Below are 26025 nucleotides of genomic sequence, written 5' to 3'. Positions count from 1 at the left end.
TGAATATATGCCGACAATTAAGCCTCTGTTTTGGGCCTGCTTGATTGTGTGTGGCTGCATTTTTGCTGGTTTCGTCCAGGCCGGGAATGAGTCTCCCGAGTCCAGACTTGTGCCTCTGAGGCTTTTGACCGAAGCCTGGCCACCCATGAGCTATGAATACCAAGGACAAACTGATGGTTATGCCGTTGCTTTGGTAAAGGCGTTGAACCACAAAGTCACCGCCACCGATGATGAGCCAGTCATAGAGATCTTGCCTTGGGCCCGCGCCATAAATATGGCAACTCATCATGCCAATATCCTGTTATTTGCCACTTCTATTGATAAACAGCGACGGCAGCAATTTGATTTTGTTGGCCCGATTGCCGAAACCCGTATCCAGCTTTATGCCCGCATGGATGATGATTTCACTCCGGCAGATCTATCACAGGCGGCTGCGGCCGGTAATATAGCGATTTATCGTCACTCTCCGGCGCAAAGGTTGTTGAGGGATATTGCGGATGAGCGGTTGCTAATCTCGGGGTTTCCTCAGTATTCGGCCAGGCAGTTGCTGCATAAGCGGGTGCGTTATTGGTGTCAGGCAGAGATCGCGGTTCAGGGCGTCTTGCGGCAATTGGATCAACCGTTGACTGCTGTGAGACCTGTGCTGGAATTGGCACACTTGCGGTTATATCTGGCGTTCTCCAGTGGCACAGATCCTGCGCGAGTCGAAGCCTGGCACAAGGCGCTGCTGGCATTGCAGCGAAGTGGCGAATTTGATGCTCTGTATTTTGAATGGTTTGGAGCAAAGGCATCACTGCCTGAGGCTGAAGTGTTATGGCATAGCCACTGAATTACTGATTGGTGGGGGAGGTTCAGGCGCTTTCTACCCTATTACGCCCTTTATTTTTGGCGCGGTATAGAGCGTTATCTGCCAGTTTCAGCAGCTCTGAAAATTGTAACTCGGTATTGAGAGTCGCCACCCCGGCACTGATGGTGACTCTGGACTCGCCTGCAAGCGCCTCTGGACTTGACTCTGCCAAGGTTTGACGTAAACGCTCAGCAATCTTCAGGCATTCTTCTCGACTGGTTTCCGGCAACAGCAGCAGAAACTCTTCACCACCGATCCGCCCCAGTAGATCTTGCTCACGAATAAGCGTTTGGCTCACGCTCGCCAGATGTTGCAGTACCTTATCACCGCCATCATGACCAAACTGGTCGTTGATATCCTTGAAGTTATCGGCATCAAACAGAATAACAGACATAGGTACGCCTGAATGTTTGGCCTGATTGAATAACGCTTCTCCCCTTTGATAGGTATAGCGTCGGTTGGCCAACTGAGTGAGATGATCCGTATGGGCTATCTTCTGAAATTGACGTGACCTTCCGGTTTGTTTATAGGCCAGAATCGCCATAATGAAAATAATGATGCTGGCAAGGATCAGCACCGCCAGCTGCAACAGGCGGTTTTGCTGCAGTATCTGCACCTCCTGTTCTTTGAGACGCTCGCTTTCCAGCAGACGTTGGTTTTCTTTTGCCATGCGGTCGGCATTGAAGCGGGTACGCATCTCTGTGGTGCGGTATGACTGAAGCTTACTATCCAGTTCAGAATGCAGGGAGATATATGATTTGAGCACGTTTGTTGATTCTTGCCAAAGTCCCTGTGCGGCCAATACTTCACTTTTGAGCAGATAGAGTTCGGCCAATCCCCTGTCATTACTGATATCCCGAAAACTCTGTTCTGCCTTGGCCAAGGGGACCATAGCTTGTTCCGCCTGACCTTGGCGCAGCAGCACATCGGCGCTGTAGAGTTGCATAAAGCTGTAAAAGCCACCCTGTTGCTCGGTCACAAATGGTTTGGCGCGTTCCAATGCCTGTTTGGCATCCTCTATTCTGTCGAGTTTCAACAGCGAACCAGCCATATTGACCGAAACTCCTGCGGCTTCGACAGTCATTCCTTGTCGTTTGAGATAGTTGTAAGACTGCTGGAATTTGGTTACAGCCGCTTCGAAATCTCCCAATTCCTCGAGAGCTATGGCCATCTCGCCATTGACAATATAGGCTTGTTCTTCATGGCCTCCTTGGCGATAAGCCTGTTCCAATTGGCGGTAATAGTTGAGTGCACTCTGCGGATCGCCGAAACGACGAAAGCTGGTAGCGAGATCAACCAAGTTGTAGCGGCTCCAATAATCCAGTTTGAGTTGTTCATAGAGCTGTTGGGCGGTCAGAAGATCTTCCAATGCCAGTGCAAAATTGCCCTGAAAAGAATACATGGCACCACGCATACTGCGGGCATCCGCGATTAACCGGCGGTCTTCGAGTTGGTAGGCTTGTTGTAAGGCTTGGTCATAGTCGGCTTTGGCCTGCTCCATATTACCTTTGAGTTGAGAGTACCAACCATGGCACAGGCGAAAGTCGGTCAGGGCTTCCGGATAAGCTTGATTTTCAGCCATCTGTTCTTGGGTATTGGCGTAATCTATTGCAGCATCAACCTTGGCATTATTATTGATGTCATAGCTCCAACAGCGGGCGCGCCTGAGTCTTACTTGGCGATCAAGATCTTTATCTGCCAACAATTGGGCTATCCGCTCTAGAGTTTGCTCCACCTTGGCAACATTATTGACCTGCCCATTTTCAAGCAGTTTGAATAACTTATCTGCCTCGGGGTTATCCAATGCCTGAGCGAGCGGAACCATGCCGGACAAAAGTAGCAGAGCGAAGGCTGATTTCAAAAAGTATGACTTCACGCTTACCGATAGAGATATGTTTATATTATGTTACTAAGCATACGCACCAGGGCATTGGCTGACCAGCAATAAATCGTTAAATTTGCGCACCAAGTAGGGTTTCATCCAATGCCTGTTACCTGGTTTTGAGCCCGCTTGGCTCCGTTATTTCGCTGACTTTTTGGTATTTTCATGGTGCCAATTGGAGATGGATTGCTGTTTCATGCCGGTGCTATACTCGCCGCCAATCGCTTTTAGACGGAATACACAATGACTCAAGTTGATGCTCAATACCGGCAACAGGCACATAGTGCCGCCATCAATATCTGCTCTCAAGTTCTGCCCATGGATAAGTTGCCGACGGCGCTGAAAGAAGCCTATGACAGTCTGTTTGAACAACTGCTGGATGATAAGGAGTCTGAGTTCAAACAGGCTTGGGACAAGCTGCCGCCAAGTGCTGCCAAGTTGCTGCCCAGAGCCGATTTTCACGGCTTTTTTATCGCTTCGGCCTGGTTGCAACTGAGTTTGATGGCCCAGGATATCGCCCAGTTGGCGGATACCGACGAGGCTATTGCCGAGCAGGAATATAGCGGCATATATGATCGTATTTCACAGTCGGCGCTCAAGGAGAGTGTGCGCAAGTTGAAAAAGGCCCGTACCGATAGGCGCTTGCTCAACAGTATTCGAGATGTGATAGCCAATGGCTAAATAAAAAACCGGCATTATCTTCTTAATATGCCGGTTTTTTATGTGTGCGGACGCTCTTAGAAGGAAGTACGCTTGTAGCGGCGATACTCAGGCTGCCAGAAATTACTCTCGATAGCCTGTTGCAACATCTCATCGGAAGTCGGCAATGCGTGGCCTTGCTCGATGGCGACCTTGCCGACGGCAAAGGCGATGTGCTTGCTGACCTTCTGGATCTCTTCCAGCTTAGGCAGCAGGGAACCACTGCCGTTGAGCGCCAGCGGCGAGCATTCTGCCAAGGCGCGGCTGGAGGCCATCAGCATCTCATCGGAGACCCGCTTGGCACCACTGGCCAATACCCCAAGGCCTATGCCGGGGAAGATATAGCTGTTGTTGCACTGGGCGATTTCATAGGTCTGGTTGTCTATGACCACAGGCTCAAAGGGGCTGCCGGTGGCAACCAGCGCCTGGCCATTGGTCCAATGCAGAATATCTTTGGGCGTGGCTTCAACCCGGCTGGTGGGGTTGGACAGCGGGAACACTATCGGTCTTGGGCAGTGGCTGTGCATGGCGCGGATGATCTCCTCGCTGAACAGCCCAGGGGCGCCGGAAACCCCGATAAGCACTGTCGGCTTGCCGTTGTTGACCACATCCAGCAATGAGATGTTGTCACCGAAGTTGCTCCATTGCTGCAGCTCTTCGCGCTTTTGCGCCAGCTTCTGCTGGAATGGCAACAGGTTGGGCATATTGTCCTGCAACAATCCCCAGCGATCGACCATAAACACCTGGCGTCTGGCCTGCTCATCACTTATCCCTTCGGAAACCATCTGCGCAATAATCGCTTCGGCGATGCCGCAACCTGCGCTGCCGGCGCCGAGGAAGGCAACTCTTTGCTGGCTCAACTGAGTGCCGGCGGCCTTACAGGCGGCGAGCAGTGAGCCAACTGTGATGGCGGCGGTTCCCTGAATGTCATCGTTGAAACAGCAGTATTTATCCTTGTAACGTTCCAGCAGCGGCATGGCGTTTTTCTGGGCGAAGTCTTCGAACTGGATCAAGGCCTCGGGCCAGCGGCGATGAACCGCCTGCATAAAGGCTTCAATAAATTCCAGATATTCTTCACCGCCTATGCGCTGGTGGCGCCAACCCATATACATGGGATCTTCCAGCAGATGCGGATTATCTGTTCCCACATCCAAGGTGATGGGCAGAGTGTAAGCCGGGCTGATGCCGCCGCAACTGGTATAGAGCGACAACTTTCCAATCGGGATCCCCATACCGCCGATCCCTTGATCGCCGAGTCCCAAAATACGCTCACCATCGGTAACTACTATCACCTTCACCTTGTGACGGGTGGAGTTGTTGAGTATGTCGTCGATGCGATCCTTGTTCGGATAGGAGATAAACAGGCCGCGGTTACGGCGGTAGTCTTTGGAGAAGCGTTCACAGGCCAACCCGACGGTTGGGGTGTAGATGATAGGCATCATCTCTGTGATGTGGTTCTGAACCAGACGATAGAAGAGGGTCTCGTTGGTGTCCTGGATATTGCGCAGATAGATATGCTTGTCCAGATCATTGCTGAAGTTCTTGAACTGATCGTAGGCACGTGAGGCCTGCTCTTCGATCGTTTCAATCACGTAGGGCACCAAGCCTTCGAGGTTGAAGAAAATACGCTCTTCCTCGGTAAATGCACTACCTTTGTTGATCAACGGCGCTTCGAGAATAGCCGGACCGGCAAAAGGCAGATATAAGGGGCGTTTATTATCGTCCATGGCTAACCTTTTATGTTCTTTGTTGGTGGATGACGGGCTGTGATCTAAATCCGCATAGATTACCACGAAATGTGATCTTTGTTGCCTGCGGGCGAGGGCTTGAGCAAAAATTTTGTTTAAAACGCGGCAAACCGGATTGGCCTGAGCCTAAGAGGGTAACGACACAAAACAAAGAACCAGGCGGATGCCTGGTTCCAAAGGAGAAATCAGTCGTTGCTTGTTGGCTTACTTACCGCGATATTTAAGTGACAAGCCCTTGATAAAGTTACGCATTAACTGATCACCACAATAGCGGTAATGCTTGTGCTCCGGGTTGCGGAACAGGGCGCTCAGCTCAGCCTTGCCGATACGGAAGTTGGCCAGTTCAAGAATGGCAATAATATCTTCTTCTTTCAGTTCCAAGGCGATTCTGAGTTTCTTGAAGATGATGTTGTTGTTCAGGCTGGATAGCGGCTGCGGAATGCCACTGCCGGGACGCAGGCCGCGTTTGTCGATGATCACGGCATCGAGAAATTGGCACAGGGTGCGATCGTCACAGGGACGGAACCCTTCTTCATCTTCTTTCTTGAGCAGGCCGGCCAGCTCAGCTTCACTCATTTCACGCTTCATTTTAGCGTAGAGACGCAATACCTTGGAGTCGTTGAAATTAAAGACAAAGCGCAAGCGGCGCAGAATATCGTTGTTGGTCATGAATGTCCCTGGGCCGGTTTGACTCCCGGCTTAGTTTTAACACTGTCTGGCGATTGACTTAGGTGCGTTAGGCGCGGAGGCTCCGCAGTATTGCGGCATTATACCTAAAAGCCGGGCAGATTTGCCGCTTTTTCCAGTGGACAGTTCGCGGCCGTTTCGCGCACCGCTTGTCGCAGCTTGTCGTGAAGGGCGAACACCCGGCCTATATCTTTGAGTGACCAAGAGGTGTTTTCCAGCACCAGCAGATTGAAGCCCGAGTCCGGATAATAAATCGCCGTGCTGATATAACCCGCTATGTAACCACTGTGGCTGAACTCCAGGGGCAACTCAGGGCTCAGTTGTATTCCGGCGGCATAATTCAGCTCGCCCCAACGATGGGGGCGTTTGCCTCTTGGCGCCAGCAGTTGCAGATAGCCGCCAGGGCTCAGTAGTTGCCCCTGATGCAGGGCCTGCTGAAAGTCGGCAAAGGCAGAGGCGGAGCCAATAAGGGCGCCGCTGGCCAGCAGCTTATCTGTGAGAGTCAACTGCTCGGCCACGCTCTCAAAGCCGCTGTCTGTCTCGGTTCTTCCTATCGCCAGATGGGGTAACTGTTCCTGGATACTTTCAATACTGCCGGTGCGGGCCTTGAGCTCAAGCCCCTCGGCATCAAAGAAGCGTTGCAGCAATTGAGTACTGCTGCTGCCGTTACGCTTGAGGATCTCGGCCAGCAGCCAATAATTGTCATTGCTGTATTTAAAATCGCTGCCCGGGGTGAACAGCAAGGCTTGTCCTTGGATGCCTATGCCGGATGTGTGGCTCAGCAACATGGCGACTGTGATGGCCGGATCCAGTTCGGCCTTTTTGCCGAGCAGGGCGGCGGCGCTGTCATTGAGCTTGAAATCGCCTCTTTCTATCGCCCGCATCACCAAGACGGCAAACACTTGCTTTGATAGTGAACCCAGCACAAATTGGCTATCAGAGGTGATGGGTTTGCCCAGGCTTTCTCCGGCCGCATGGCTCAGCAGTGTCTTTTTACCTTGCCTTAACTCGATTACGCCGCTGAAGGGCAGGGGGTTTTGCTTGATTATCAGCTGTAGCTGTTGTGTCAGCTCTTGGCTGTGGCAGGCAGATGGCGCCGAACCCTTGCCTGGTGCCGGCTCTAGTTTGGGCCCTGGCGCCGCGCTCAGGCTTAAAGTGAATCCCAGCATGCAGGCCATGGTGATGCCTTTGACTGTCGATGAGAGGTTTGGCCCTAAAAAGCGCGGCTTTGCCAGCGGTGAGCAGTTCATGCAACTTCCTTATTTGATGTAGCAATACCAATAGATAAACAGCAGCGCAAAGCCAAACAGGTAACCGAGTCCCAGCCAGCCCCAGAGTTGCATGCCCTTGCCGTAACGGATCTCAGTCGGCAGGGTTTTGGAACTCATCAGCCGTAGATTCAACCAGGCAAAAATGCAGGTGGTCATAAAGGCCTGGATCATCACCAATTCCAACAGTGATAGCAAGGCACCCTTGAAGAACAGGAACAGCAGCAAGGCCAGCAGCGACATAACCAGCAGGATCACCGCCAGGCGTTTACCGCTGGGGCGGCGCTCAAGCAGCAGGCGCCAACCGGCATCCAGGGGGCGGCTGTAACCATTGAGCACAGTGACAGTGGTGGAGAAAATACACAACAGCGCCACCAAGGCGATAAGCATACGGCTCCACTCCCTGAGCACGCTGGCGTAGAGGGAGATCAACTGCCCGGTAAACTGGGCTCCCGAGTCGGCAAAGGAGGCTCCTGAGTCATGCATGGTACCGGCACCCAGGTTGAGAAACACCAGTGCCAGCACTGCGGCGCGAAATCCGTCGGCATCGACTATGCCAACCAGGCTTATCAGGGCGTTATTGCCGGATTGTCCGGCGGTTTCCTGCTTGAGTTTCTTCAGACCGAACAGGCGCATCAGTGGCCGCTGAATAAGCGCCATGTCGGTGATTTTATCCAAGGGCACAGTATTTTCGGTGCGGGTCAGTAGGCCGCGGCGCACCACTAGCTTACGCTCGGTCAGCTCGGCGCTTATGTTGGCGATATTATCGGCAAAGCGAGCCTGAAGCAGTGGCGCGGCGGCTGTGGACATGGCGACTTCCTATATCAGTAAAATCAAATTTACCTCGGGTAGAGGCATTGACTTTAGATATTAAAGAGTTAAGTTGAATCGGTAAATGTTAAAAAAATATGACAACACGGAAGTTTGTAGTCGTGGTTGTTTTCCACAAAAACAGCTGAAGAAATTAGGGATAATTATGAACAGACCTCACCTTGTCCTGAGTGCCTGCGCCGTCGCACTTGCCTTGACCCCTACCGGAGAATCCTTCGCGGCCGAGGAGTCTGTGGAGCGTATCGAAGTCACAGGCTCGCGGATCAAACGTACCGATATGGAAGGCCCATCGCCCATTCAATCCATAGGCAAGGAAGATATTGCCAACATGGGCTACGACAACCTGCAGCAGTTGCTGGAAAGAATGCCGGCGGCCGGGGCCGGCACTTTCTCCACCCGCGGCAACAGCCAGGACTCTACCGCCAACGGTGCCGCCGCCATCAGCCTGCGTGGCATGGGGCCGGATGCAACCTTAGTGCTGATCAATGGTCGCCGGGTTTCCATCAGCGCCTTTGCCGAAGGGGTCAGCAATTCTTTTGTCGATATCAACAGCATTCCCGTATCGGCCATTGAGCGGATAGATATACTCAAGGACGGCGCCTCGGCCATCTATGGCTCGGATGCCATCGCCGGGGTGGTCAACATAGTGCTGAGGAAAAACATCGAAGGCATTGAAGTCAATCTCGGCTATGGCGCCACAGATGGCCCCAATTACAACGAAAAGACCGCCAGTCTGGTGTGGGGCACCATGAGTGACAAGGGCAGCGCGTCTGTGATCCTGGATTACTTCAGCAACTCGACCCTGAGCGCCGATGAGATGGGGCAGTTTGGTACCGCCAATCAGTCGCCCTGGGGCGGGGAGGATTTCCGTTCCTCGCGGGGCTTTCCCGGGTATTTCTATGTCAATGGCGTCAAGACCATAGATCCGGCTTGTCCGGCCGATTCCGCCACATCGAGCGGCAGCTGCCTGTTCGATTATGGCCCCTATAACTTGGTGATCCCCGAGGCCGAGCGCATAGGCGCCATAGGTCAGTTTGAGTATCACCTGAGTGACGCCCTGACCGCCTTTTTGGAGTTGGCGGCTCAGCACAATACTTCCAAGGCCGGTGGCGCCGCCACACCGCTGGATGAAACCGCCGGTTTGACGGTTCCCGGTTCACATCCCAACAATCCTTTTGGTCAGGATATTGACATAGGTCGCTTCCGCACAGTGGATGCCGGTCCCCGCCGCTGGGATATCGAGTCCGACAGCTTGAGATTAGTGGCCGGTCTGCGCGGCAGCTTCAAGGAGTGGGACTGGGAAGTCTCGGCCCAAAAGGGGCGCAGTGAGTCGACCCAGACAGGGGATCGCAGCCAGGGCTGGGTGCGGGTGGACTATCTGCAGGAGCAAATCAATCTCGGCAACTACAACCCCTTTGGCGGCACCATCAACTCACCCGAGGTGATAGATGCCATTACCACCAGTCTGGTGCGTCAGGGCAAGTCACATATTACCGCCTATGATGCCAGCATTTCGGGGCATGCCTTTACCCTGGCAGACAGGGATATCATGCTGGCCGCCGGGATGGAATATCGTGAAGAGGATGTCAGCGATGTGCCCGATGAGCAGTTCCAGCGCGGGCTTATCTTCGGGACTGAAGCGGTTTCCGCCGCGGCCGAGCGCGATCAGTATGCCGCCTACCTGGAGTTTTCCATTCCGGTGACCGACAGCTTTGAGCTGCAACTGGCGGGGCGCTACGATCATTACAGCGATTTTGGCTCCACCACCAATCCTAAGGTGGCATTCCACTGGGGCATGACGGAAGACTTGAGTATGCGCGCCTCCTGGGCCCAGGGATTCCGGGCACCATCGTTGGCTCAGATAGGCCTGGGCCCTTCGGAAAAGAGTAACTTCTTTAAAGATACCTATGCCTGCGCCGCTCAGGGTATCTCCGAGGCCGACTGTGAGGTACTGGATTACAACACGGTATTTGCCGGTAACCCGGATCTGGACGCCGAGGAGTCGGAAACCTGGAACATAGGTATGATCTGGGCGCCGAGCCAGAAGTTCGATATCGGCTTCGATATCTGGAACATCACCCAGGACAACAAGATAGACGAGCAGCCTCTGGGCGATATCTATGCCGCCAACTGTAATGATCAAAACAGCGCTATCTGTGTGCGCCTGCCCCCCGCCGGTGGCGAGCCGCTCGGGGTGCTTGATGTGATTCACTCAAGCTTTGTTAACTTAAGCTCCCAGGAGGCCCAGGGCCTGGATATCTCGGCTCACTACGGCCTGGAGCTGGACAGCTATGGCGATCTCAAGTTTGGCCTTGAGTGGAGCTATCTGGATAAGTTTGAAAAGGACGGCCTGGATTATACCGGCGAGTATGAGTATCCCCAGTACCGCTGGCTGGCCAGCACTAACTGGACCATGGGTGACTTTGCCGCCAACCTCAATGTCAGCTACATAGGTGAATTTGAGGATACGCCGGATATCAACTTCGACGGCGCCCTCGACTTTACCGAGAACAAGTCACGTATGGTGGATGCCCAGTTCCTGGTGGACTTGCAGGCTTCCTACCGTTTCAACGAGATGTTCAAGTGGACGCTCGGGGTCAACAACCTGTTGGATGAAGAGCCGCCGTTTGCCATAGGCGATGGCGATGGCGATCTCTATGGCTATGTGATGTCTGTGCATAATCCCAGAGGCCGTTTCATCTACACCAAGGTCAGTCTTAACTTCTGAGGCAGGCCCCCGGCCCTTGATGGCAAACTGGCAAGGGCCGGATGCTGGAGAGTTAAGATAAGAAGTGAGACATAAGAAGTGAGACATAAGAGCCGAGAAATAAGGACTGAGTGACAAGCTTGAGGCAGTGGGAGTATCTTGTTGCTGTTGACCTTATCATCATGGCGCCTGCGGGCGCCTTTTCTGCCACCATACCTGCGTTAGCCATTGCTTATGGCGACAGGGCAATTTAAGGAAAGTAATATGATTCGACTCTATGGCACGCCGCGAAGCCGGGCGCTGCGGGTTTCCTGGTTGTTGGAAGAGTTGGAACTGCCCTGGGAGTTCCACTTTGTGGATATGGCCAAGCAGCAGAACCGCACTCCTGAGTTCCTGGCGCTTAATCCCTGCGGCAAAATCCCCGTGCTCGAGGATGACGGTCTGGTATTGACCGAATCGGCGGCCATTATGCTCTATCTGGCCGAGCGTTACGGTGAGGGGCGTCTGTTGCCCAAGCCCGGCACGGCAGCCTCCGGGCATCATCATCAATGGTTGAGCTTTGTGATAACCGAGTTGGAGCAGCCGTTATGGACCATGGGCAAGCACAGGTTTGCCTTGCCGGAGGAGCAGCGGGTGGCGGCGATTCAAGCCACTGCCGTATGGGAGTTCAACAAGGCCGCGGCCATTGCCGAGCAGTGGCTGCCTGATAGCCCATTCTTGCTCGGTGATGAATTGACTGTGGCCGATATACTGCTGGCCCATACTCTGAACTGGGCCACCATTTTTGAGCAGCAGATCCCGCCCAAACTGGCGGCTTACCGAGACAGGCTTAACCTGCGTCCGGCAATGAAAAAGGCGCTGGACAAAGCCAGCGCCAATTTAACTGATTAATTCAAACTCTGGTTTCAAAGCCGCGGTATTTCAGGGCCGTGATATTTCAGAGCTGCGCGGCCGCCCACTTGGCGCGGCTTTCGCGGCTCTCCCCCAGCCCGCCTTGCTGCTCTCTGAAGGCCTTGTAGGATTCCACATCCAGTGGCACCAGGCTGATATCCACTTCCAGCACCAGTTTGCACTCTTTCTTGATCCGCCAGGCGGCGGTATTGTACAACTCAGTGAGTGGCAGCGAGCTTAAAAACTCAGGGTTGTACTGGGTGTAAATCGCCTGGGTAGGATAAACCACAAAGGCCAAACGGCGCTTGGGTTCTTTCTTGAACATGGCCTCGATACCATCACAGGTGTTCAGCACCTGCATCTCGATAATATCGTCGATTTCCAGCAGTTTTTTCTGAGCCAGTTCGCTTACCTGCACCTCGCCCGTTTCCCAGGAGAGCAACTCGGCTTCATCGACTTTCAGCAACTCGGCGGCCTGGGCGGTGCCCAAGCCAAGAGATTGGCGCAGGCACTGAAACTCGATGGCGTTGAGCGGATATTGTTTGGACATAATGCTTCCTGTTTTTTCTATGTGTCTGATGGCGTGGCGCCTAGGGAATGCCGACCTGTGTCAGCTTTGCAGCCAGACGTCTTCGACCCATTGCCAGAATGACTCCCAGCAATCTTCTTCATCCAGGCCGTCCTGGTTCCAGAAGTAGACCACACCTTCCTGATCTATGCAGTAAAAGTCATCACCGGTTTGGCAGATGGCAATCAGATCTCTGGGCATTCCCAGCGACCAGGCATAGGAGGTCACTTCCGGCAGATAGGTGTGGGACTGGGGATCGGCAGCGGTCACCGGCTCCAGGCTGCCATAGATAACATCGCTGGCATGCAGCAGATATTCTTTCAGCTCCGCAGGCAGAGGGATGAGTATCTGCTCTTCGATATCCACCAGATCGTCAAAGCCGGGCAGATCCAGCGGTACAGGAACCTGCTCTGACAGTTCCTGTAGTTGCTCTATGATTTCATGCATGATTTTACGCTTTGGCCGAGGGTCAATGCGCTGGAGTATAGCGGCTTGTTGGCCGCTGACAAGCTTTGTCAGGCGACTATGGTATTTTCTATGCCAAGAGTCTGGGTTTGTTGGCGTTTATAACCTAACCAGGCCTTGTGGTACAGCTTGTGTGATTCCTGGCGCAGCTTCTGGATCCGGGCCAGTTCCAGCTCGCTCAGCGGCCTTTGCTCGCGGGCAGCCTTATGTTCCATCGCCTGCACCTCTTCATAGACTTGGTGCTCGGCGCCGTTTTTGATGGCGGCAATCTCCCTTAAGTGCAACTGAACTTCGGCAATCAGGCCACTTTTCGGCAGTTGCAGCAGCAGGTTGATATCCCGATAGCCAGAGGCCTTTGGCTGGGCAAACCTGTCTTTGACCTGTAGCACATTGGCCTGTTTATTCAGGGTGTCAAAGGCCAGCTGCAGGTCATCAAGGTTGTCGGCTATCAGGGTGGCTCGCACCAGATCTGTCAGGGCGGCGGGGTCGTTATTCAGCTTGTGCGCCACCTTGGCTTCGGCCCGTTGACGCTCTTTCACTTTGGCAAGGAGCAGCTCAGTCTCGCTCTGATTGGCTATCTGTGACAGGAGACTGTGCAATTCATTTTGTGCCATCGGTGCCTGCTGGTAGAGGGCATTGAGGCTGGAGACGGGCTGCCTTGGGGCGCTGAAGCTTTGTTTCTTGAGGGCATTGAATGGGAGGGCCGAGTTTTGGCGCTGGCTGTAGCCGCTGTCGTCTCTTGGTTCAGCTTCATACTCTGAAGGCTGAGCGTAGGCGGTGCGCGCCGAAAGCAATAACAGGAAAACCAGGAAAGTGCGGAATAATCGGGTCATGGGGCCTCGCATCCAGAATGACTTCTAAGTGGCTTTGACTCCAATGTAGCACTTGGCTCTGAACCCTTGCTGAACCTCAAATGAAACTTTATTCATCTAAAAACAAAGGCGCCTTGAGGCGCCTTTGTTGGCAAGCGTAAAATTACCAGATTTTTACGCGCTGGGCCGGCTCAATATACATGCCGTCACCTGGCTTCACGTCAAATGTGCTGTAGAACTGCGGCATATTGGACAGTGAACCTATGGCGCGGAACTTAGCCGGTGAATGAGGATCTGTGGCCACTCGGTTGCGCATGGCTTCCTCTTTGATCTTGGCACGCCAGATTTGGGCGAATCCGAGGAAGAAGCGTTCATCACCGCTCAGACCGTCGATTACCGGAGCCTCTTTGCCCGCCAAGGATTTTTTGTAGGCCTTGTAGGCTATGGTGACGCCAGAGAGATCGCCGATATTTTCACCCAGGGTCAGACTGCCGTTAACGTGTAGGTCGTCAAACACATAGTAGCCGTCGTACTGGGCGATAAGCGCCTTGCCGCGAGCGGCAAATTCTTTCAGATCCTGCTCGGTCCACCAGTCGCGCATATTGCCTTCGCCGTCGAACTTGGCACCCTGATCGTCAAAGCCGTGCCCCATCTCATGGCCGATAACCGCACCTATACCACCATAGTTGACGGCATCGTCGGCAGCCATATTAAAGAAAGGTGGCTGCAAGATGGCGGCCGGGAACACGATTTCGTTCATGGTCGGGTTGTAGTAGGCGTTGACGGTTTGTGGCGTCATGTGCCATTCGCCCTTGTCTATGGGGCTGCCCAACTTGGCCAGTTGTTTCTGATGTTCCACTTCACCGGCGCGGATCTCGTTACCGACCAGGTCGTCAGCCTTGATAGTCAGCTTGCTGTAGTCTTCCCACTTGTCGGGATAGCCGATTTTCGGGTTGAACTTGGCCAGTTTTTCCTTGGCGGCAACTTTGGTGTCTGCGCCCATCCACTCAAGTTCATCTATGCTGTCGGCGTAGGCACCGCGCAGGTTTTCCACCAGATGCTCCATCCGCTCCTTGGCTTCAGGGGCGAAGTGGCGCTTGACGTATACTTTACCCACGACTTCACCCAGCAGGCTGTTGACCTTGGCAACACCGCGCTTCCAACGAGGTTCCTGTTCTTGCTGGCCGTTGAGTGTCTTGGCGAAGAACTCGAAGTTTTCTTTATCCAGCGGCTCGCTCAGATCTGAGGCGAAGTGGGTCAACAGCTGCCAGCGCATATATGTTTTCCAGGTCGCCAGATCTGTGTCTTTAACTATCTGGTTCAGGCCTTCGATAAAGCTGGGCTGATTGATGATGATATCGGCTTGCTTGTCGGCGCCAAGCGCAGTCAGGTAGGCGTTCCAGTCGATGTCCGGCGCCAGTGTTGACAGTTCTTTGACCTCAAACTTGTTGTAGGTCTTGGTGCTGTCACGGCTTTCAACCACATCCCAATGCTTGGCGGCGATGGCGGTTTCCAGCTTCATGATGGCTTCGGCGCTTTGTTGTGGCTCGGCAAAACCGGCCAGGGTGAACATCTTGGCGATATGCTCAACAAAGGCCTTGCGGATGTTGACGAAACGCTCACCTTCGTTGAAGTAATAGTCTTTCTCCGGCAGGCTCAGGCCGTATTGCCAGATATGGGTGGCATAGCGGCTGGAGTCCTTGGCATCGACATCGATATAGAAGGCCATGGGCGTGCCGCCACCGAGAATTTGGCTCTTGCCGAAGTAGGCCGCCAGTGCTTGCTTGTCTTTGATGGCATCTATGATTGCCAGCTCGCTCTCCAGTGGCTTGATCCCCAACTGGTTGAGCGTATCGCTGTCCATAAAGGAGCGGTAAAGGTCGGCCACTTTTTGCTCGTCGCTGCCGGGCTTGAGATCTTTGCTCTGCGCCACTTCTTCAATAATGGCTTTGACATCGTCACGGGATTTTTCCCTGAGGTCATAGAATGCGCCTGTGCTGGTGCGATCTGCCGGGATCTCTGTGTTCTTGATCCAGCCGCCGTTGACATAGGTATAGAAGTCATCCTGAGGACGAACAGACTTATCAAAGTTGGCAAATTCAATCCCCGAACCCAGGGCTTGGCTGACGGCGGCGGCAGTTGCGGTTTTGGCGACTTCCGGCTGTTTGGCTGCTTCAGCCTGGGTTTCAGCCGTTTTGTCATTACAGGCAGATAGGCCTGCGATGAGTGAGGCACACAATCCCCCAATGAGTACTTTTCTCATGCTGTTTCCTTTTCTTTGTTCTTTGCTGTCCCGCTAGGGGACATTTTTATCAGATTGGCTGCACACCCGTTTGTTCGGGAAAAACCGCAGTGATGCCTATGTTAAGGCCTGTGTGGGAATGTAAACAAGTCCCGCTGCGACGACAGTGAGCTTCGGCGACGCGGGAGTTGTAAGCAAAGGTTACAGGCGCTTATTTGAGTGAGCGTTTGACAGTCTTTGCCCTTTAGCTTGTCAGGCTCCATAATGGCGCGCAATTGACACGGCATAACTCAAGAGGTTGGATAGCCAAGTGCGTTTAGATAAATTTATCTGTGAGTCTACAGAGCTGACCCGTTCCATGGCCAAGAAGGCGCTGCACCGCGGTGAAATCAGTGTCGATGGTGAAATCGTCAAGGACTCCAGCTTCAAGGTGCGTGACGGCATGAAAGTGTGCTTCGACGGTGAACCTATCAGCTTGATAGGCAACAGATATCTGATGTTGCATAAGCCGGTCGATACTATCTGCTCAACCGTGGATGAGGTCTATCCTTCGGTCATCAGTCTACTGGAGATAGAAAAGCCCGAGAATCTGCACATTGCCGGGCGCCTGGATGCTGATACCACAGGTCTGGTGTTGATTACCGATGATGGTCAGTGGTCGCACAAGCTAACCTCTCCCAAGAAGGAATGCGGCAAACGCTACCGGGTGTGGCTGGCCAGCCCAGTTACTGAAGACTTGATCTCACAATTTGCCGCTGGCCTGGCGCTGCACCGGGAAGAGGGGCTGACCCGGCCGGCGCAGCTGCAGTTAATTAGCCCGACTGAAGTCTTGTTAACCATTACCGAAGGTAAATATCATCAGGTGAAACGTATGTTTGCCGCTGTGGGCAACAAAGTGGAAGCCCTGCATCGTGAGTCAATCGGCGCCATAGAACTGGATAGCGAACTGGAACCCGGTGAGTGGCGTTATCTGACCGAAGCGGAGATAGCCTCGGTAGGCTGAAGAAAAGGCACCAAGGCCAGCTGGAGGCCTTGGTGCGATACAGCTGATTATTGCTGCAGTTTAATCCGGCCACTGATGGTGTTGATATTGACATCGGCTTGGCCGGAACCGCTTTGGAATTGCAGCGATTCAGCCTTGGTGTACTTGGCTTTTTTCGGTGAGTCCTGGGTCAGTTGGTTGTCAATCTTGCCACCTGGGCCACCGCTGATATCAAAGGCGGCATTCGGCAGTTTGGCAAACTTGAGTTCAATATCGCCACTGACGCTATCGACATTGGCATTGCCGGCCAGGCTTTGCATGGCAATACTCAAGTCGCCACTGACGGTTCTGGCCTTGAGTGACTCGGGAGCCTTGAGGGTCAATTGACTCTTGCCCGAGACCTGATCCAGCTCCACTTCTATGGCATCACTCTCGGCGTTTAGTTCGCCGCTCACCAGGCGATAACTCACCTTGCCCAGACTCTGTTTATCCTCAATGTCGCCGGAAACGGTTTCCAGATACAGTTCACCCTGGTTGCTCTGGGTGTGGATACTGCCGGAAACCGTGGTCAGTTGCAGATTGCCTTTGAGATCCTGGCCCTTGATATCGCCACTGACATTGGCTGAGTTGATCTCACCCTCCAATCCTTGAAGGTCATAATCGGCGGAAACGCCTTTGAGCTTCATATTGACGGTGGCGGGCAGAAAGATCTCCAGCTTTGAGCCGTCTTTGTCCCGGCTGTTATAGCTCTTGGGCAGCTTGTCTTCGATAACAAAGCTGCCGCCCTGCTGACCAAACACCAGGCCTTCACTGAGCTCATCCAGCTTGCCCTTGATGGCGACTTCAGCCTTGTCCCAACTGCGGATCTTCACCTCTCCCCGTTGGATCTTGATATTCAATTTGGCTCCGGACTCCAGCGCCGCGCTTTGATCGACCTTCTCGGCCGCCTGCAATACCGGGCTCAGCAGCAGGGCTGAAGAGAGTAGGGTTAGTGATATCTTGTTCATATGCTGATTCCTTGTTGGTCGAGTTGAGTTGGCAGTTGTTCACCCCGGGTGAGCAGCTCTATCTCCCTTTGCTGTACCCAAAGCCAGAGTTGCCAAAGTTGTTGATCGGTCGGGTCTTGTTTTAGTGCCTGGAATATCTGCGTGGCGGCTTCCCTGAGTTCATCTATGCCGCGACTGAGCGGCGTGGTCATGCTGACCTTTTGCCATTGGCCGAAATTGACACTGGCTTCCAGTTGTTTCACCTGTTGTTGGTGTTGATACTGCAACTGCTCCAGCATGGCCAGCATCTGTGGGTCGACGCGGCTTTGGGGTTGTTGCTGCAAGCCCTGATAGCCGAGCAGAGACACCAATAGCAGGCTGCAGGCGATAGCCAGATTGCGCCAGCCGTTGCTGGCGTTTGCGGCCTTGGGTGGCTGAGATGGTTCCAGCCTGGCGGCGATTTCAGGCCAGAGGTCGCGCTCGGGTGTTTTTTCCCGTGGCAGTTGTTCTAGCAGTTGTTCCAATGTTGGCTGCTTGTTCATGACAACATCTCCTGAAGCAAGTTTCTTGCCCTGTGGTACTGCGCCTTGCTGGTACCGGTACTTGTGCCCATCATGGCGGCTATCTCTTCATGGCTGTAGCCCTCAATGGCAAACAGCACAAACACGACTCTGGCCCGCTCGGGTAACTTGAGGATCTTGCGCTCCAACACAGAGGTTTCCTCCGTGTGGGTTGTGGTTGACTCTTCTGTGTCTGCCTCTGTGGTCACAGGCAGAAATCTGGCCCAGAAGCTGCGCTGCTTTTTCAAACTACTCAATGCCTGATTGACGCTCAGGCTGTGCAGCCAGGTACTGAATTTGCTTTCACCGCGGAATTGGTCCAGCTTCTCCCAGGCACGGATAAAGCAGTCCTGGGTCATCTCTTCTGCCAGTGGCACCTGGCCGGCCAGGTGCAAACACAATGCATAGACTCTGCCATGGTGCAGACGGTAGAGCTCGGCGAAGGCAAGCTTGTCCCCCAAACGGGCACGCTGCACCAGCGGGAAGTCCACTTCTTGCTGGTATCTGGTTTCTGTCAGCTGCGGGCTGGCATTCACTGGGCTGTCCTTAATGGTTTGGGCGAGTCATGGTAATTGGATAGTTTGACCCGCTTAAAAGGTTTAAAAAAGAATTAAAAAAACCAAGAATTTATCTGGTGGTGGAAAAGTAATTGTTAGGGAAGGTGCGAATAAGCCCTATCGGCGTTCTCTTTTGTAGAGAGCCGGTTGCTGTGAAAGCCCCGAAGAGAGTCGTTTACAGGGCCTGCCTGCTGTGTTGTGCTTCTTGCTAAGGATTTACGAACCACGCCTTGCATCCAGGTCTGTAAGCCGACGCAGAGAATACATGGGGCTTGTTCGCGCCTTCCTTAGAGCCACCTGTGATTTAGCTGTTTGTGATGGTCTGTGATGGTATTTGTGGTGATACCGCATTGCTACACACGAGCGTATTCGTATTGGAGAGATTTTGCTGTTGCCATTGCGTCAGTGGCAACGGGGGATCTTGTTGGAAGATTCGACCAAAAATCATCTGCGTTTCTGCTGATGAGGCCATACGGCTAGGCCAAGTCTCGGGTACACTTGCCACGAGAGAGCCAGAGTCTGTACACTCAGCGACTGAAAAGCGGAAGGTGTACAAAGTAGGGATCCCCATGCGCAAATCGCTGACTACTAAGTTGTTATCAATGATATCATAACGTAACCAGTCGCCCGTAAACCATTTAAGACGTTGGTGTAACTCGTTCCCGTCAAGTACTTGGGCGAGATCCAAGTTGAGTGGTTGCGTTATCCACTCTGGGTTGCCTTTGTCGAACCAACTGGTGATCACCTCATGATAATTACCATCAGGACTTTTTCCTATAACACGCCAAACTAAGGTGTTATAGGGGGTAGGTACGGCTCGCAACTCCGAAACTTCAATACCTTGGGTTTGAAAAAAGTTGGCAACACGGTTTTCAGCTGCATTTTTCCCTAACAAGCCAAATAACAGGTAGCCCGTCGAGAAGACTATAGAGATCACTAAGAGCCGCCGGATCTTGGACGAAAAACCTTTGTTTATAAAGCAAATAACGGCCGCCAATAGGGGAAGAGTATAAATGGGGTCAATAATAAAAATAGCTGACCAGCTTTCTGGCTTGATCCCAAGTGGCCAGAAAAGTTGCGTACCATAGATAGTAAACGAATCAAGTAGCGAATGAGTGATGAGAACTAGTGACAGTGTCACAAAAAGTCTGGTGTGACTGTACGAGATCCCTCGTTTACCGATCAACCAAGTCAGCAGTGCCGCGAGAAGGAGCAAAACAAAAATGGAGTGCGAAAAGCCACGGTGGTATGTCATGTTTGATACAGGATCGGCATAACGGATAAATACGTCTAAATCTGGCAGTGTCGCTAAAGCCGCCCCGTAAATTAAAGAGCGTCGCCCTTGCTGGTGCCCTAGCATTGCTCCTTGAATCGCACCACCTAAGAGTGCTTGAGATAATGAATCCATATTGCCCCCCTTTTTTTACTATCACGCTCGCGCCTTGTTGAGTGATGAGCAGCACCAGAACTCACAGATTGTGTCAATATCAGCAATCATATCGGTTCAATCAGAACGGCGAGTAGGCCTGAACGATGAACAGAAATTTTGTGTACAGAATAAACAGTCACACCTGCTTTTCTATACACTATCTATCATGGTTTCCACTTTAAATTAGACGATGGTGACTAATAGCCTTGATTGAGTAACCATTGATCATCCAACCAATATTCACTGCTGCGTTGGAATCTGATGTAAGACCAACCGACATCCCTTTCATAGGATAAGATTTGATTGCCATTGCCAACGACGACCCAAAACCAGTTACTGCTTGAGTTATTGTAGGCTTTAACCCTTACCCCAGAGACATCGACTGTCTCGTTAGTGGCGGTAAGACGTAGGGGTTTTGTATAGGTTGCTATAGAGGTAATACGCATGTTGGTGAGCAGATCGGGAGCCTGCGATGCAAGGAACTCACGGGCTACTCGCTCACTTTCTTTCTCGGAAGGCAAGGGGTGAGCCACCACGCTGGACGTAATATTCATAAAACCCATGAGTGTCCCATCTTTACTGTATAAGGTACTGAAATGCTCACCTTGTAAGCCCGTATTTTGCCCGTCTTGCCGTTCATAGCGTGTGAGTGTCATCGGCACGTCATCTTGGATAACGGAACGTTGATAGACGGCTTGATAACCCTCTGGGATAGGAAGTGAATTAGTTTGATCGTCTTGAGCCAATACAGGTGTGGCGAACATGCTCACTAAGAATAGATATCCTAAGTGATAGCTCAGCCTTCGCCTTGGTAAATAATAACTTGCCAACATGTGTAGCCCCTCAGTTAGTTTTTGTTGCTGATACCAACGGTTTATACCTCATGAGGTAACAATGGATTTGTAATGGTTATATCTTGAAATGTAAATGTAAACCATTTCAATTGGCAAACAGTTTGACATTTGAGAGTGTAACAATATCTGTGTAAGTGGCATTTTTAACTTCTTAAAAGGAATGTCGAATGCCAATAACAGACAAATTTATCAATCAGCTACTCGTTGGCTGTAATTCTCCCGATGATATTCTCGGTGACGCTGGACTTCTCAAGCAACTCACCAAAAAGGTCACTGAGCGTGCCTTAAATGCCGAAATGGAACAGCATCTTGGCTATGCAAAACATGCACCGGAAGGTAAAAACTCCGGCAACTCTCGTAACGGGAAGTCCACGAAAACAGTGCGCAGCGTTCACGGTGATATCAAGCTGGATATTCCTCGTGACCGCAAGGGCACCTTCACCTCTCAGCTGATAAAGAAAGATGAAAAGCAGTTAGGTGGTTTCGATGACCGCATCATCTCGCTGTATGCCCGAGGCATTACCACGGCTCCCAGATTGTTGTATTCTCAATCCCGTACGAAAGACTTGCCATCCAGACTCAGGGTTTCTTTATCGATTGCATTTTGGCTGTTGTATAAGTAGATCCAGTTGATATTACCGGCATGCAAAGGACTTAGCCATTTGCTGCGAACCACGCCTTGCATCCAGATCTGTAAGCCGACGCAGAGAATACATGGGGCTTGTTTGCACTTTCCTTAGATCTTTCTTGGATTCACTTCTGATTGTTGAATATCGCATGCAATTGCTGTTTGTAGGGTTAAAACCTTCCTTGAACGACAGATGCTTGGCGCTTTCGGTTTTTTTGACTCAGTTAATAGAAAAAATTTTAGTTTTTTTTGCACAGTGACAAGGCTAGTGACTGTTTTTCAATAGGTTAATCATTGACAATATAAGATGACATTTTTGTTACCGGATTAACTCAACTGACACGGGGACAGAATTGCGACTATTTTTTTAGAGTGACTCTTTTTATTGAGGTAACACCATGCTTATTCGCCACAAGTTGTTACTGAGTGCCGCCGTTTCGATCGGTGCCTTGGTATTGATGTTTGCACTGCAGCAATATTCCAGCTCGGTGCAGACAGAACTGTCCATCGCCATCCAGAAAGTGGTTGAGCTGGACAAAGAAGTATTAAGCATGCGCAAGAATGAAAAGGATTTTTTTGGCCGCCAGGATCTCAAGTATGTCGAGATACATCAGCAGGAAGCACAGGCCACGGCGCAGTTGATGCAAGAACTGGCACTGATCTTCAAGGAGTATGATCTCCCCGAGGCGCCGATAAACAGCTTTAATCGTGATTTTGCCAACTACCGGCAGTTGTTTACCGGGGTGGTGCAATTACAGCGTGAGATAGGTTTGAGCCCCAAGAGTGGCCTCTACGGTGAGCTACGCTCAGCGGTGCACAATGTCGAAAGCTTGGTGGCAGAGCATAATGTGTCTGAGCTTATGGTGTTGATGCTGCAACTGAGGCGTAATGAGAAAGACTTTATGTTGCGGCGGGATCTCAGCTACCTCAATAAGTTTGATACCAATATCGAACGTTTCAATGAGGCGCTCAATGCCAGTTTGCTGGACTTCAGTGTTCGTAGCAATATTGAGCAACTGATGAGCAAATATCAGCAAAGCTTTAAGAGTTTGGTGGCCAAGGAGCAGGAGTTGGGGCTCGACGAGTCCAAGGGCATGATGGGGCAGCTGCGAGAAGCGATTTTTGCCACGGAAAGCTCATCTACCAAGCTGAAAGAGTTGGCAATAGCCAAGGTGGAAAACGAGCAGCAGTACAGCTTCATGCTGGGGTTGGCACTATTTGGTCTTATTGCTTTGTTGTTGGTGGTCAGTACTGTGATGATTATCCGCAGTATTATGAGGCCGGTCGAGCGTATCACGGATGTCATTTCCCGCATCGAGCTTCAAAAAGATCTGTCGCTGCGCTGTGATGTGGGCTCCAACGATGAGCTGGGCATGATAGGACGTCATTTTAACAGCATGGTGGAGAGTTTCCAGAAGCTGATCGAACAGGTTATCGAATCAGTGGATGCCATGCGCCATTCCTGTGAAGAGCTGTCCCGCAATGCCATCAGCGCCTCGGAAGGCGTGTCGAAACAGCTGAATGAAACCGATATGGTCGCTACGGCGATCACCGAGATGGGCGCTACCATAGACGAGATTGCCAAGAATACTGAACTGGCCGCAGGTAAGGCGGAACAGACCCACAACAATGCGCAGGATGGTCAGGTTGAGGTTGAAGATACTATCAATAAGATCCAGTCTTTGGCGCAACAACTGAACGACTCTGCCAAGGTGGTGGCCGAACTTGAAAAAGACAGCCAGACCATAGGCAGTGTGTTGGATGTGATCCGCGGTATCGCTGAACAGACCAACCTGTTGGCATTGAATGCCGCCATTGAAGCGGCCCGTGCCGGCGAGCAGGGCCGAGGCTTTGCCGTGGTGGCCGACGAGGTGCGCAGCCTGGCGATGCGAACTCAGGAGTCGACCGAAGAGATTGCTGGTATCATTCAAACCCTGCAGAGCCGCACCCATTCGATAGTGGATATTATGGAGCAGAGCCAAAAGCAGGGCGGTGAGAGTGCCCAGCAGGCGGCCAGTGCCGGCACCTTGCTTGCGCAGATCAATGCTGATGTCACCAATATTATGGATATGAGCACTCAAATAGCTGCCGCCATTGAAGAGCAGAGTATGGTGGCCGCCGAGGTGAACAAGAATGTGGTGGTGATCCGCGATATTGCCGAGGAGTCGGCTCAGGCGGCAGAAGAGAATGCCACGGCATCCGATGAGGTTCGTCACCGCGCCGACTATCTGCATCAGGCGGTGAGCCAATTCAAAATCTAGTTTTCCAGGCACAGGCGAAAACCGCGGCATGTCCGCGGTTTTGTTTTAGTTGCAGTCGTAGTCTTTAGCGGTTGTGGCACTTTCTTGCTCTGCTGTGGAGACGGCTTTTTTCGAGGGGGCTGCCAGGAATGGCGGCAAAGTTTTTGGGTTCACAAAAGGCTTGGAGTTGGCAGGGAATAAAAAATAGGCCCCGAAGGGCCCTCAGAGAGTTAGAGACGGAAGCGGGCCACTTCGGCGCGCATGTTTTCCGCCAGATGGCTTAAGTTGCTGACCGACTCGGTTAACTCGTTGGCTGCCTGGGCCGATTGTTGGGTGATGTCGCTGATTGCCATAATGCTGCGATTGATATCTTCGGCCACGCTGCTTTGCTCTTCGGCGGCGGTAGCGATATGGGTATTGAGCTGGGCAATGGAATCGACAGACACCACTATCTCTTTCAAGGCCTCACCGGCCATATTGGCTTTGCTGTTGGCCTGTTCGACCTGAGTGATGCCTTGCTCCATCGCCGTCACCGCTTCCTGCACACCTGTCTGCAGTGTGGCTATCATGGATTCAATCTCCTGGGTTGAGCTGTGGGTACGACTGGCAAGGGTTCTTACCTCGTCGGCCACTACGGCAAAGCCCCGCCCCTGCTCGCCGGCACGGGCCGCCTCAATGGCGGCGTTCAGTGCCAGCAGATTGGTTTGCTCGGCAATTCCCTTAATCACATCCAATACCCTGCCTATGTTTTGGCTTTCATTGGCCAAGTGGGTGATCACCTGCGCTGTACCCTGAATTTGCGCTGAGAGGGCCACCATGCTGGCAATCGACTCCTGCACTATTGAATCGCCATTGGCGGCACTGGCATCGGCGCTGTGGGCGGAGTCGGCAGCGGCCGTGGTGCTTTGGGCTACTTCGGAGACTGTGGCGGTCATTTCATTCATGGCAGTAGCCGTCTGCTCTGTCTCAGCCTGTTGTCTGTGCATCCGCTCGTTGGTTTGTTGGGTGAAGCTGGAGAGCTCTGTCGCTGAGTCGCTGACCGTATTGGCGGCATTGGCGATATTGTTGAGGATCCCTCTGAGGTGAGATATTACATCTCTTAAGTTATCGGATATCTGCCCCAGTTCATCGGCGTTGAAGGTTTTGAATTGCACAGTTAGGTCCGAGTCGCTGCGAATCTTCTTTAACTGAGTGAGAATATCGCCTATGGGTAACATGACGCTGCGGTTGACCCAGACACTGAGTAGTAAGCTAGCAATAATGGCGACACTGACCAGGGAGATAAACAGCACAACGGAAGAGGAGTAGAGGTTTTGGGTTTGCTCTCTTTCTTGTTTAGCGACATCAAGTTGCAGGGTCACCAATTCGGCAATCTTGCCACTGATGGGATCTATCACCTGATAGAGAGGCATGATCTCCTGGCTGAGTTGGCCCTGAATATTACCGCTCAGGGTGGCCAATTTATTTTGCAGACGCTTTATCTGCTCATCGGCGGGAATAAACAGCCGCTTGGCCTCATTGACCAGTTGTGATTCTCTGGCGGTCAACTGAGTGGCTGTGTAATCCTGCCATTTCTGCTTGATGCTTCTGTCAGCTTCATTGAGCGCGGTACTGGCTTGTTCGGCACTGAAGTCTCCGGCATTGGCCTTGTTGATCGCGTCTATAACAAAGACGGCGTAATCATCACCTATGCTCTTGAGATCTTTGAGTGGGACAACCCGGTCGCTGTAGATATTTTCTACCCCTGAGTCGATTTGGTTCATGATATTGATGGCGATACCGCACAGTAGCAGCATCAAGAGAAGAGGCACGGCCATACCGAGCAACATCTTGTGTTTCAGTTGTAACTTCATGCTTGAGAACCTTGGTCCAGAAGGGAACTTGTCCTTGGATGAGGCCCTGTCATTCCAATTTGTTGAGCCATACAAAAGGTATAGCAAAAAAGTATGAAACGCGTGAGACGAGAGAGGGGCAAATTTGAGGTTCATCGCAGATTAGCGTGGACTGGAAATGAAAACGGTTGGAGAGTTATTGTTTAGTCGCCAAACCAAAACAATGACCAACCCCAACCGTTCTCAATGTCGAATATTACCTTTCCCATTGCGCTCTGGGAAGGCTTTGAAGCCGTCCATACCGAGCAAA

20 protein-coding genes and 3 pseudogenes are annotated in these 26025 nt (G+C 52.2%); 7 read left to right on the top strand and 16 right to left on the bottom strand.

Features of this window, described 5'->3' with window-relative positions; all coding sequences use genetic code 11:
- Positions 1–7: 7 nt before the first annotated feature.
- Positions 8–829, top strand: a complete 822-nt coding sequence (locus RC73_RS15870; RefSeq protein ID WP_082014353.1) for a substrate-binding periplasmic protein — start codon at positions 8–10, stop codon at positions 827–829.
- A gap of 22 nt (positions 830–851) precedes the next feature.
- Here the strand turns inward: RC73_RS15870 and RC73_RS15865 are convergent, their stop codons facing one another.
- Positions 852–2708, bottom strand: coding sequence for a tetratricopeptide repeat-containing diguanylate cyclase (locus tag RC73_RS15865; protein WP_152608456.1), 1857 nt, complete (start codon positions 2706–2708; stop codon positions 852–854).
- A 264-nt stretch (positions 2709–2972) separates the two neighbouring features.
- On the opposite strand from RC73_RS15865, the gene RC73_RS15860 reads away from it, so the two are divergent.
- A complete protein-coding gene (locus RC73_RS15860) occupies positions 2973–3410 on the top strand; it encodes a DUF3069 domain-containing protein (RefSeq protein ID WP_039035564.1) in 438 nt (145 codons plus the stop codon).
- A 56-nt stretch (positions 3411–3466) separates the two neighbouring features.
- On the opposite strand, the gene RC73_RS15855 is transcribed toward RC73_RS15860, so the two are convergent.
- From RC73_RS15855 to RC73_RS21255, 5 genes and pseudogenes are all read right to left on the bottom strand, one after another.
- Positions 3467–5155: an NAD-dependent malic enzyme gene (locus tag RC73_RS15855; RefSeq protein WP_039035563.1), complete on the bottom strand. Its 1689-nt coding sequence runs from the start codon at positions 5153–5155 to the stop codon at positions 3467–3469.
- 225 nt (positions 5156–5380) lie between these two features.
- Positions 5381–5845, bottom strand: a complete 465-nt coding sequence (locus tag RC73_RS15850) for a DUF1456 family protein (RefSeq protein ID WP_039035562.1) — start codon at positions 5843–5845, stop codon at positions 5381–5383.
- 104 nt (positions 5846–5949) lie between these two features.
- Positions 5950–7113, bottom strand: coding sequence for a serine hydrolase domain-containing protein (locus RC73_RS15845; protein WP_082014352.1), 1164 nt, complete (start codon positions 7111–7113; stop codon positions 5950–5952).
- A gap of 9 nt (positions 7114–7122) precedes the next feature.
- Positions 7123–7659, bottom strand: a pseudogene (locus RC73_RS21500) (divalent metal cation transporter); the annotation flags it as partial.
- Positions 7651–7893: pseudogene (locus RC73_RS21255) on the bottom strand (PH domain-containing protein); the annotation flags it as partial. The pseudogenes RC73_RS21500 and RC73_RS21255, both read right to left, overlap by 9 nt.
- A 214-nt stretch (positions 7894–8107) precedes the next feature.
- On the opposite strand from RC73_RS21255, the gene RC73_RS15835 reads away from it, so the two are divergent.
- Both RC73_RS15835 and RC73_RS15830 read left to right on the top strand, forming a co-directional pair.
- On the top strand, positions 8108–10690 hold the full coding sequence (locus RC73_RS15835; protein ID WP_039035560.1) for a TonB-dependent receptor: 2583 nt from the start codon (positions 8108–8110) through the stop codon (positions 10688–10690).
- A 243-nt stretch (positions 10691–10933) separates the two neighbouring features.
- Complete coding sequence (locus RC73_RS15830; RefSeq protein WP_028780886.1) at positions 10934–11560, top strand: glutathione S-transferase family protein; 627 nt, start codon at positions 10934–10936, stop codon at positions 11558–11560.
- A gap of 46 nt (positions 11561–11606) precedes the next feature.
- On the opposite strand, the gene RC73_RS15825 is transcribed toward RC73_RS15830, so the two are convergent.
- The 4 genes from RC73_RS15825 to RC73_RS15810 form a co-directional block, all read right to left on the bottom strand.
- A complete protein-coding gene (locus tag RC73_RS15825; protein WP_039035559.1) occupies positions 11607–12110 on the bottom strand; it encodes a DUF4447 family protein in 504 nt (167 codons plus the stop codon).
- A gap of 60 nt (positions 12111–12170) precedes the next feature.
- Positions 12171–12575, bottom strand: a complete 405-nt coding sequence (locus tag RC73_RS15820) for an SMI1/KNR4 family protein (protein ID WP_039035558.1) — start codon at positions 12573–12575, stop codon at positions 12171–12173.
- 68 nt (positions 12576–12643) lie between these two features.
- Positions 12644–13426, bottom strand: a complete 783-nt coding sequence (locus RC73_RS15815) for a RelA/SpoT domain-containing protein (protein ID WP_039035557.1) — start codon at positions 13424–13426, stop codon at positions 12644–12646.
- A 142-nt stretch (positions 13427–13568) separates the two neighbouring features.
- Positions 13569–15668: a M13 family metallopeptidase gene (locus RC73_RS15810; protein WP_039035556.1), complete on the bottom strand. Its 2100-nt coding sequence runs from the start codon at positions 15666–15668 to the stop codon at positions 13569–13571.
- A gap of 289 nt (positions 15669–15957) precedes the next feature.
- Here RC73_RS15810 and rsuA point away from each other — a divergent pair, with 289 nt between their 5' ends.
- Complete coding sequence (gene rsuA, locus RC73_RS15805; protein WP_039035587.1) at positions 15958–16650, top strand: 16S rRNA pseudouridine(516) synthase RsuA; 693 nt, start codon at positions 15958–15960, stop codon at positions 16648–16650.
- A gap of 47 nt (positions 16651–16697) precedes the next feature.
- Here the strand turns inward: rsuA and RC73_RS15800 are convergent, their stop codons facing one another.
- From RC73_RS15800 to RC73_RS19940, 5 genes are all read right to left on the bottom strand, one after another.
- Positions 16698–17636: a DUF4097 family beta strand repeat-containing protein gene (locus RC73_RS15800; protein WP_039035555.1), complete on the bottom strand. Its 939-nt coding sequence runs from the start codon at positions 17634–17636 to the stop codon at positions 16698–16700.
- Positions 17633–18157, bottom strand: a complete 525-nt coding sequence (locus tag RC73_RS15795; protein ID WP_039035554.1) for a hypothetical protein — start codon at positions 18155–18157, stop codon at positions 17633–17635. Before RC73_RS15795 ends, RC73_RS15800 begins: the two co-directional genes overlap by 4 nt.
- Positions 18154–18711 (bottom strand): RNA polymerase sigma factor, encoded by a 558-nt coding sequence (locus tag RC73_RS15790; RefSeq protein WP_371873330.1) that lies wholly within the window; start codon positions 18709–18711, stop codon positions 18154–18156. The genes RC73_RS15795 and RC73_RS15790 overlap by 4 nt, the downstream gene beginning before the upstream one ends.
- Positions 18712–19036: 325 nt before the next feature.
- The gene (locus RC73_RS15785; protein WP_082014351.1) at positions 19037–20140 is read right to left on the bottom strand and encodes a metal-dependent hydrolase; all 1104 of its coding nucleotides are present in this window, start codon (positions 20138–20140) and stop codon (positions 19037–19039) included.
- Positions 20141–20358: 218 nt separating this feature from the next.
- Positions 20359–20994 carry a hypothetical protein gene (locus tag RC73_RS19940; RefSeq protein ID WP_143078420.1) on the bottom strand — a complete coding sequence of 212 codons (636 nt, stop codon included), beginning with the start codon at positions 20992–20994 and terminating at the stop codon, positions 20359–20361.
- Between the two features lie 188 nt (positions 20995–21182).
- Between RC73_RS19940 and RC73_RS20185 the strand changes: the two are divergent.
- Together RC73_RS20185 and RC73_RS15770 are read left to right on the top strand one after the other, a co-directional pair.
- Positions 21183–21542 (top strand): annotated as a pseudogene (locus RC73_RS20185) (transposase); the annotation flags it as partial.
- 499 nt (positions 21543–22041) lie between these two features.
- The gene (locus RC73_RS15770) at positions 22042–23904 is read left to right on the top strand and encodes a methyl-accepting chemotaxis protein (protein WP_039035553.1); all 1863 of its coding nucleotides are present in this window, start codon (positions 22042–22044) and stop codon (positions 23902–23904) included.
- Between the two features lie 209 nt (positions 23905–24113).
- On the opposite strand, the gene RC73_RS15765 is transcribed toward RC73_RS15770, so the two are convergent.
- Positions 24114–25736, bottom strand: a complete 1623-nt coding sequence (locus tag RC73_RS15765) for a methyl-accepting chemotaxis protein (RefSeq protein WP_039035552.1) — start codon at positions 25734–25736, stop codon at positions 24114–24116.
- Positions 25737–26025: the final 289 nt, after the last annotated feature.

Source organism: Shewanella sp. ECSMB14102 (assembly GCF_000813075.1).
GTDB lineage: Bacteria > Pseudomonadota > Gammaproteobacteria > Enterobacterales > Shewanellaceae > Shewanella > Shewanella indica.
The sequence above is the reverse complement of the archived record's forward strand: the minus strand, read 5'-3'. Positions and strand labels throughout refer to the sequence as shown.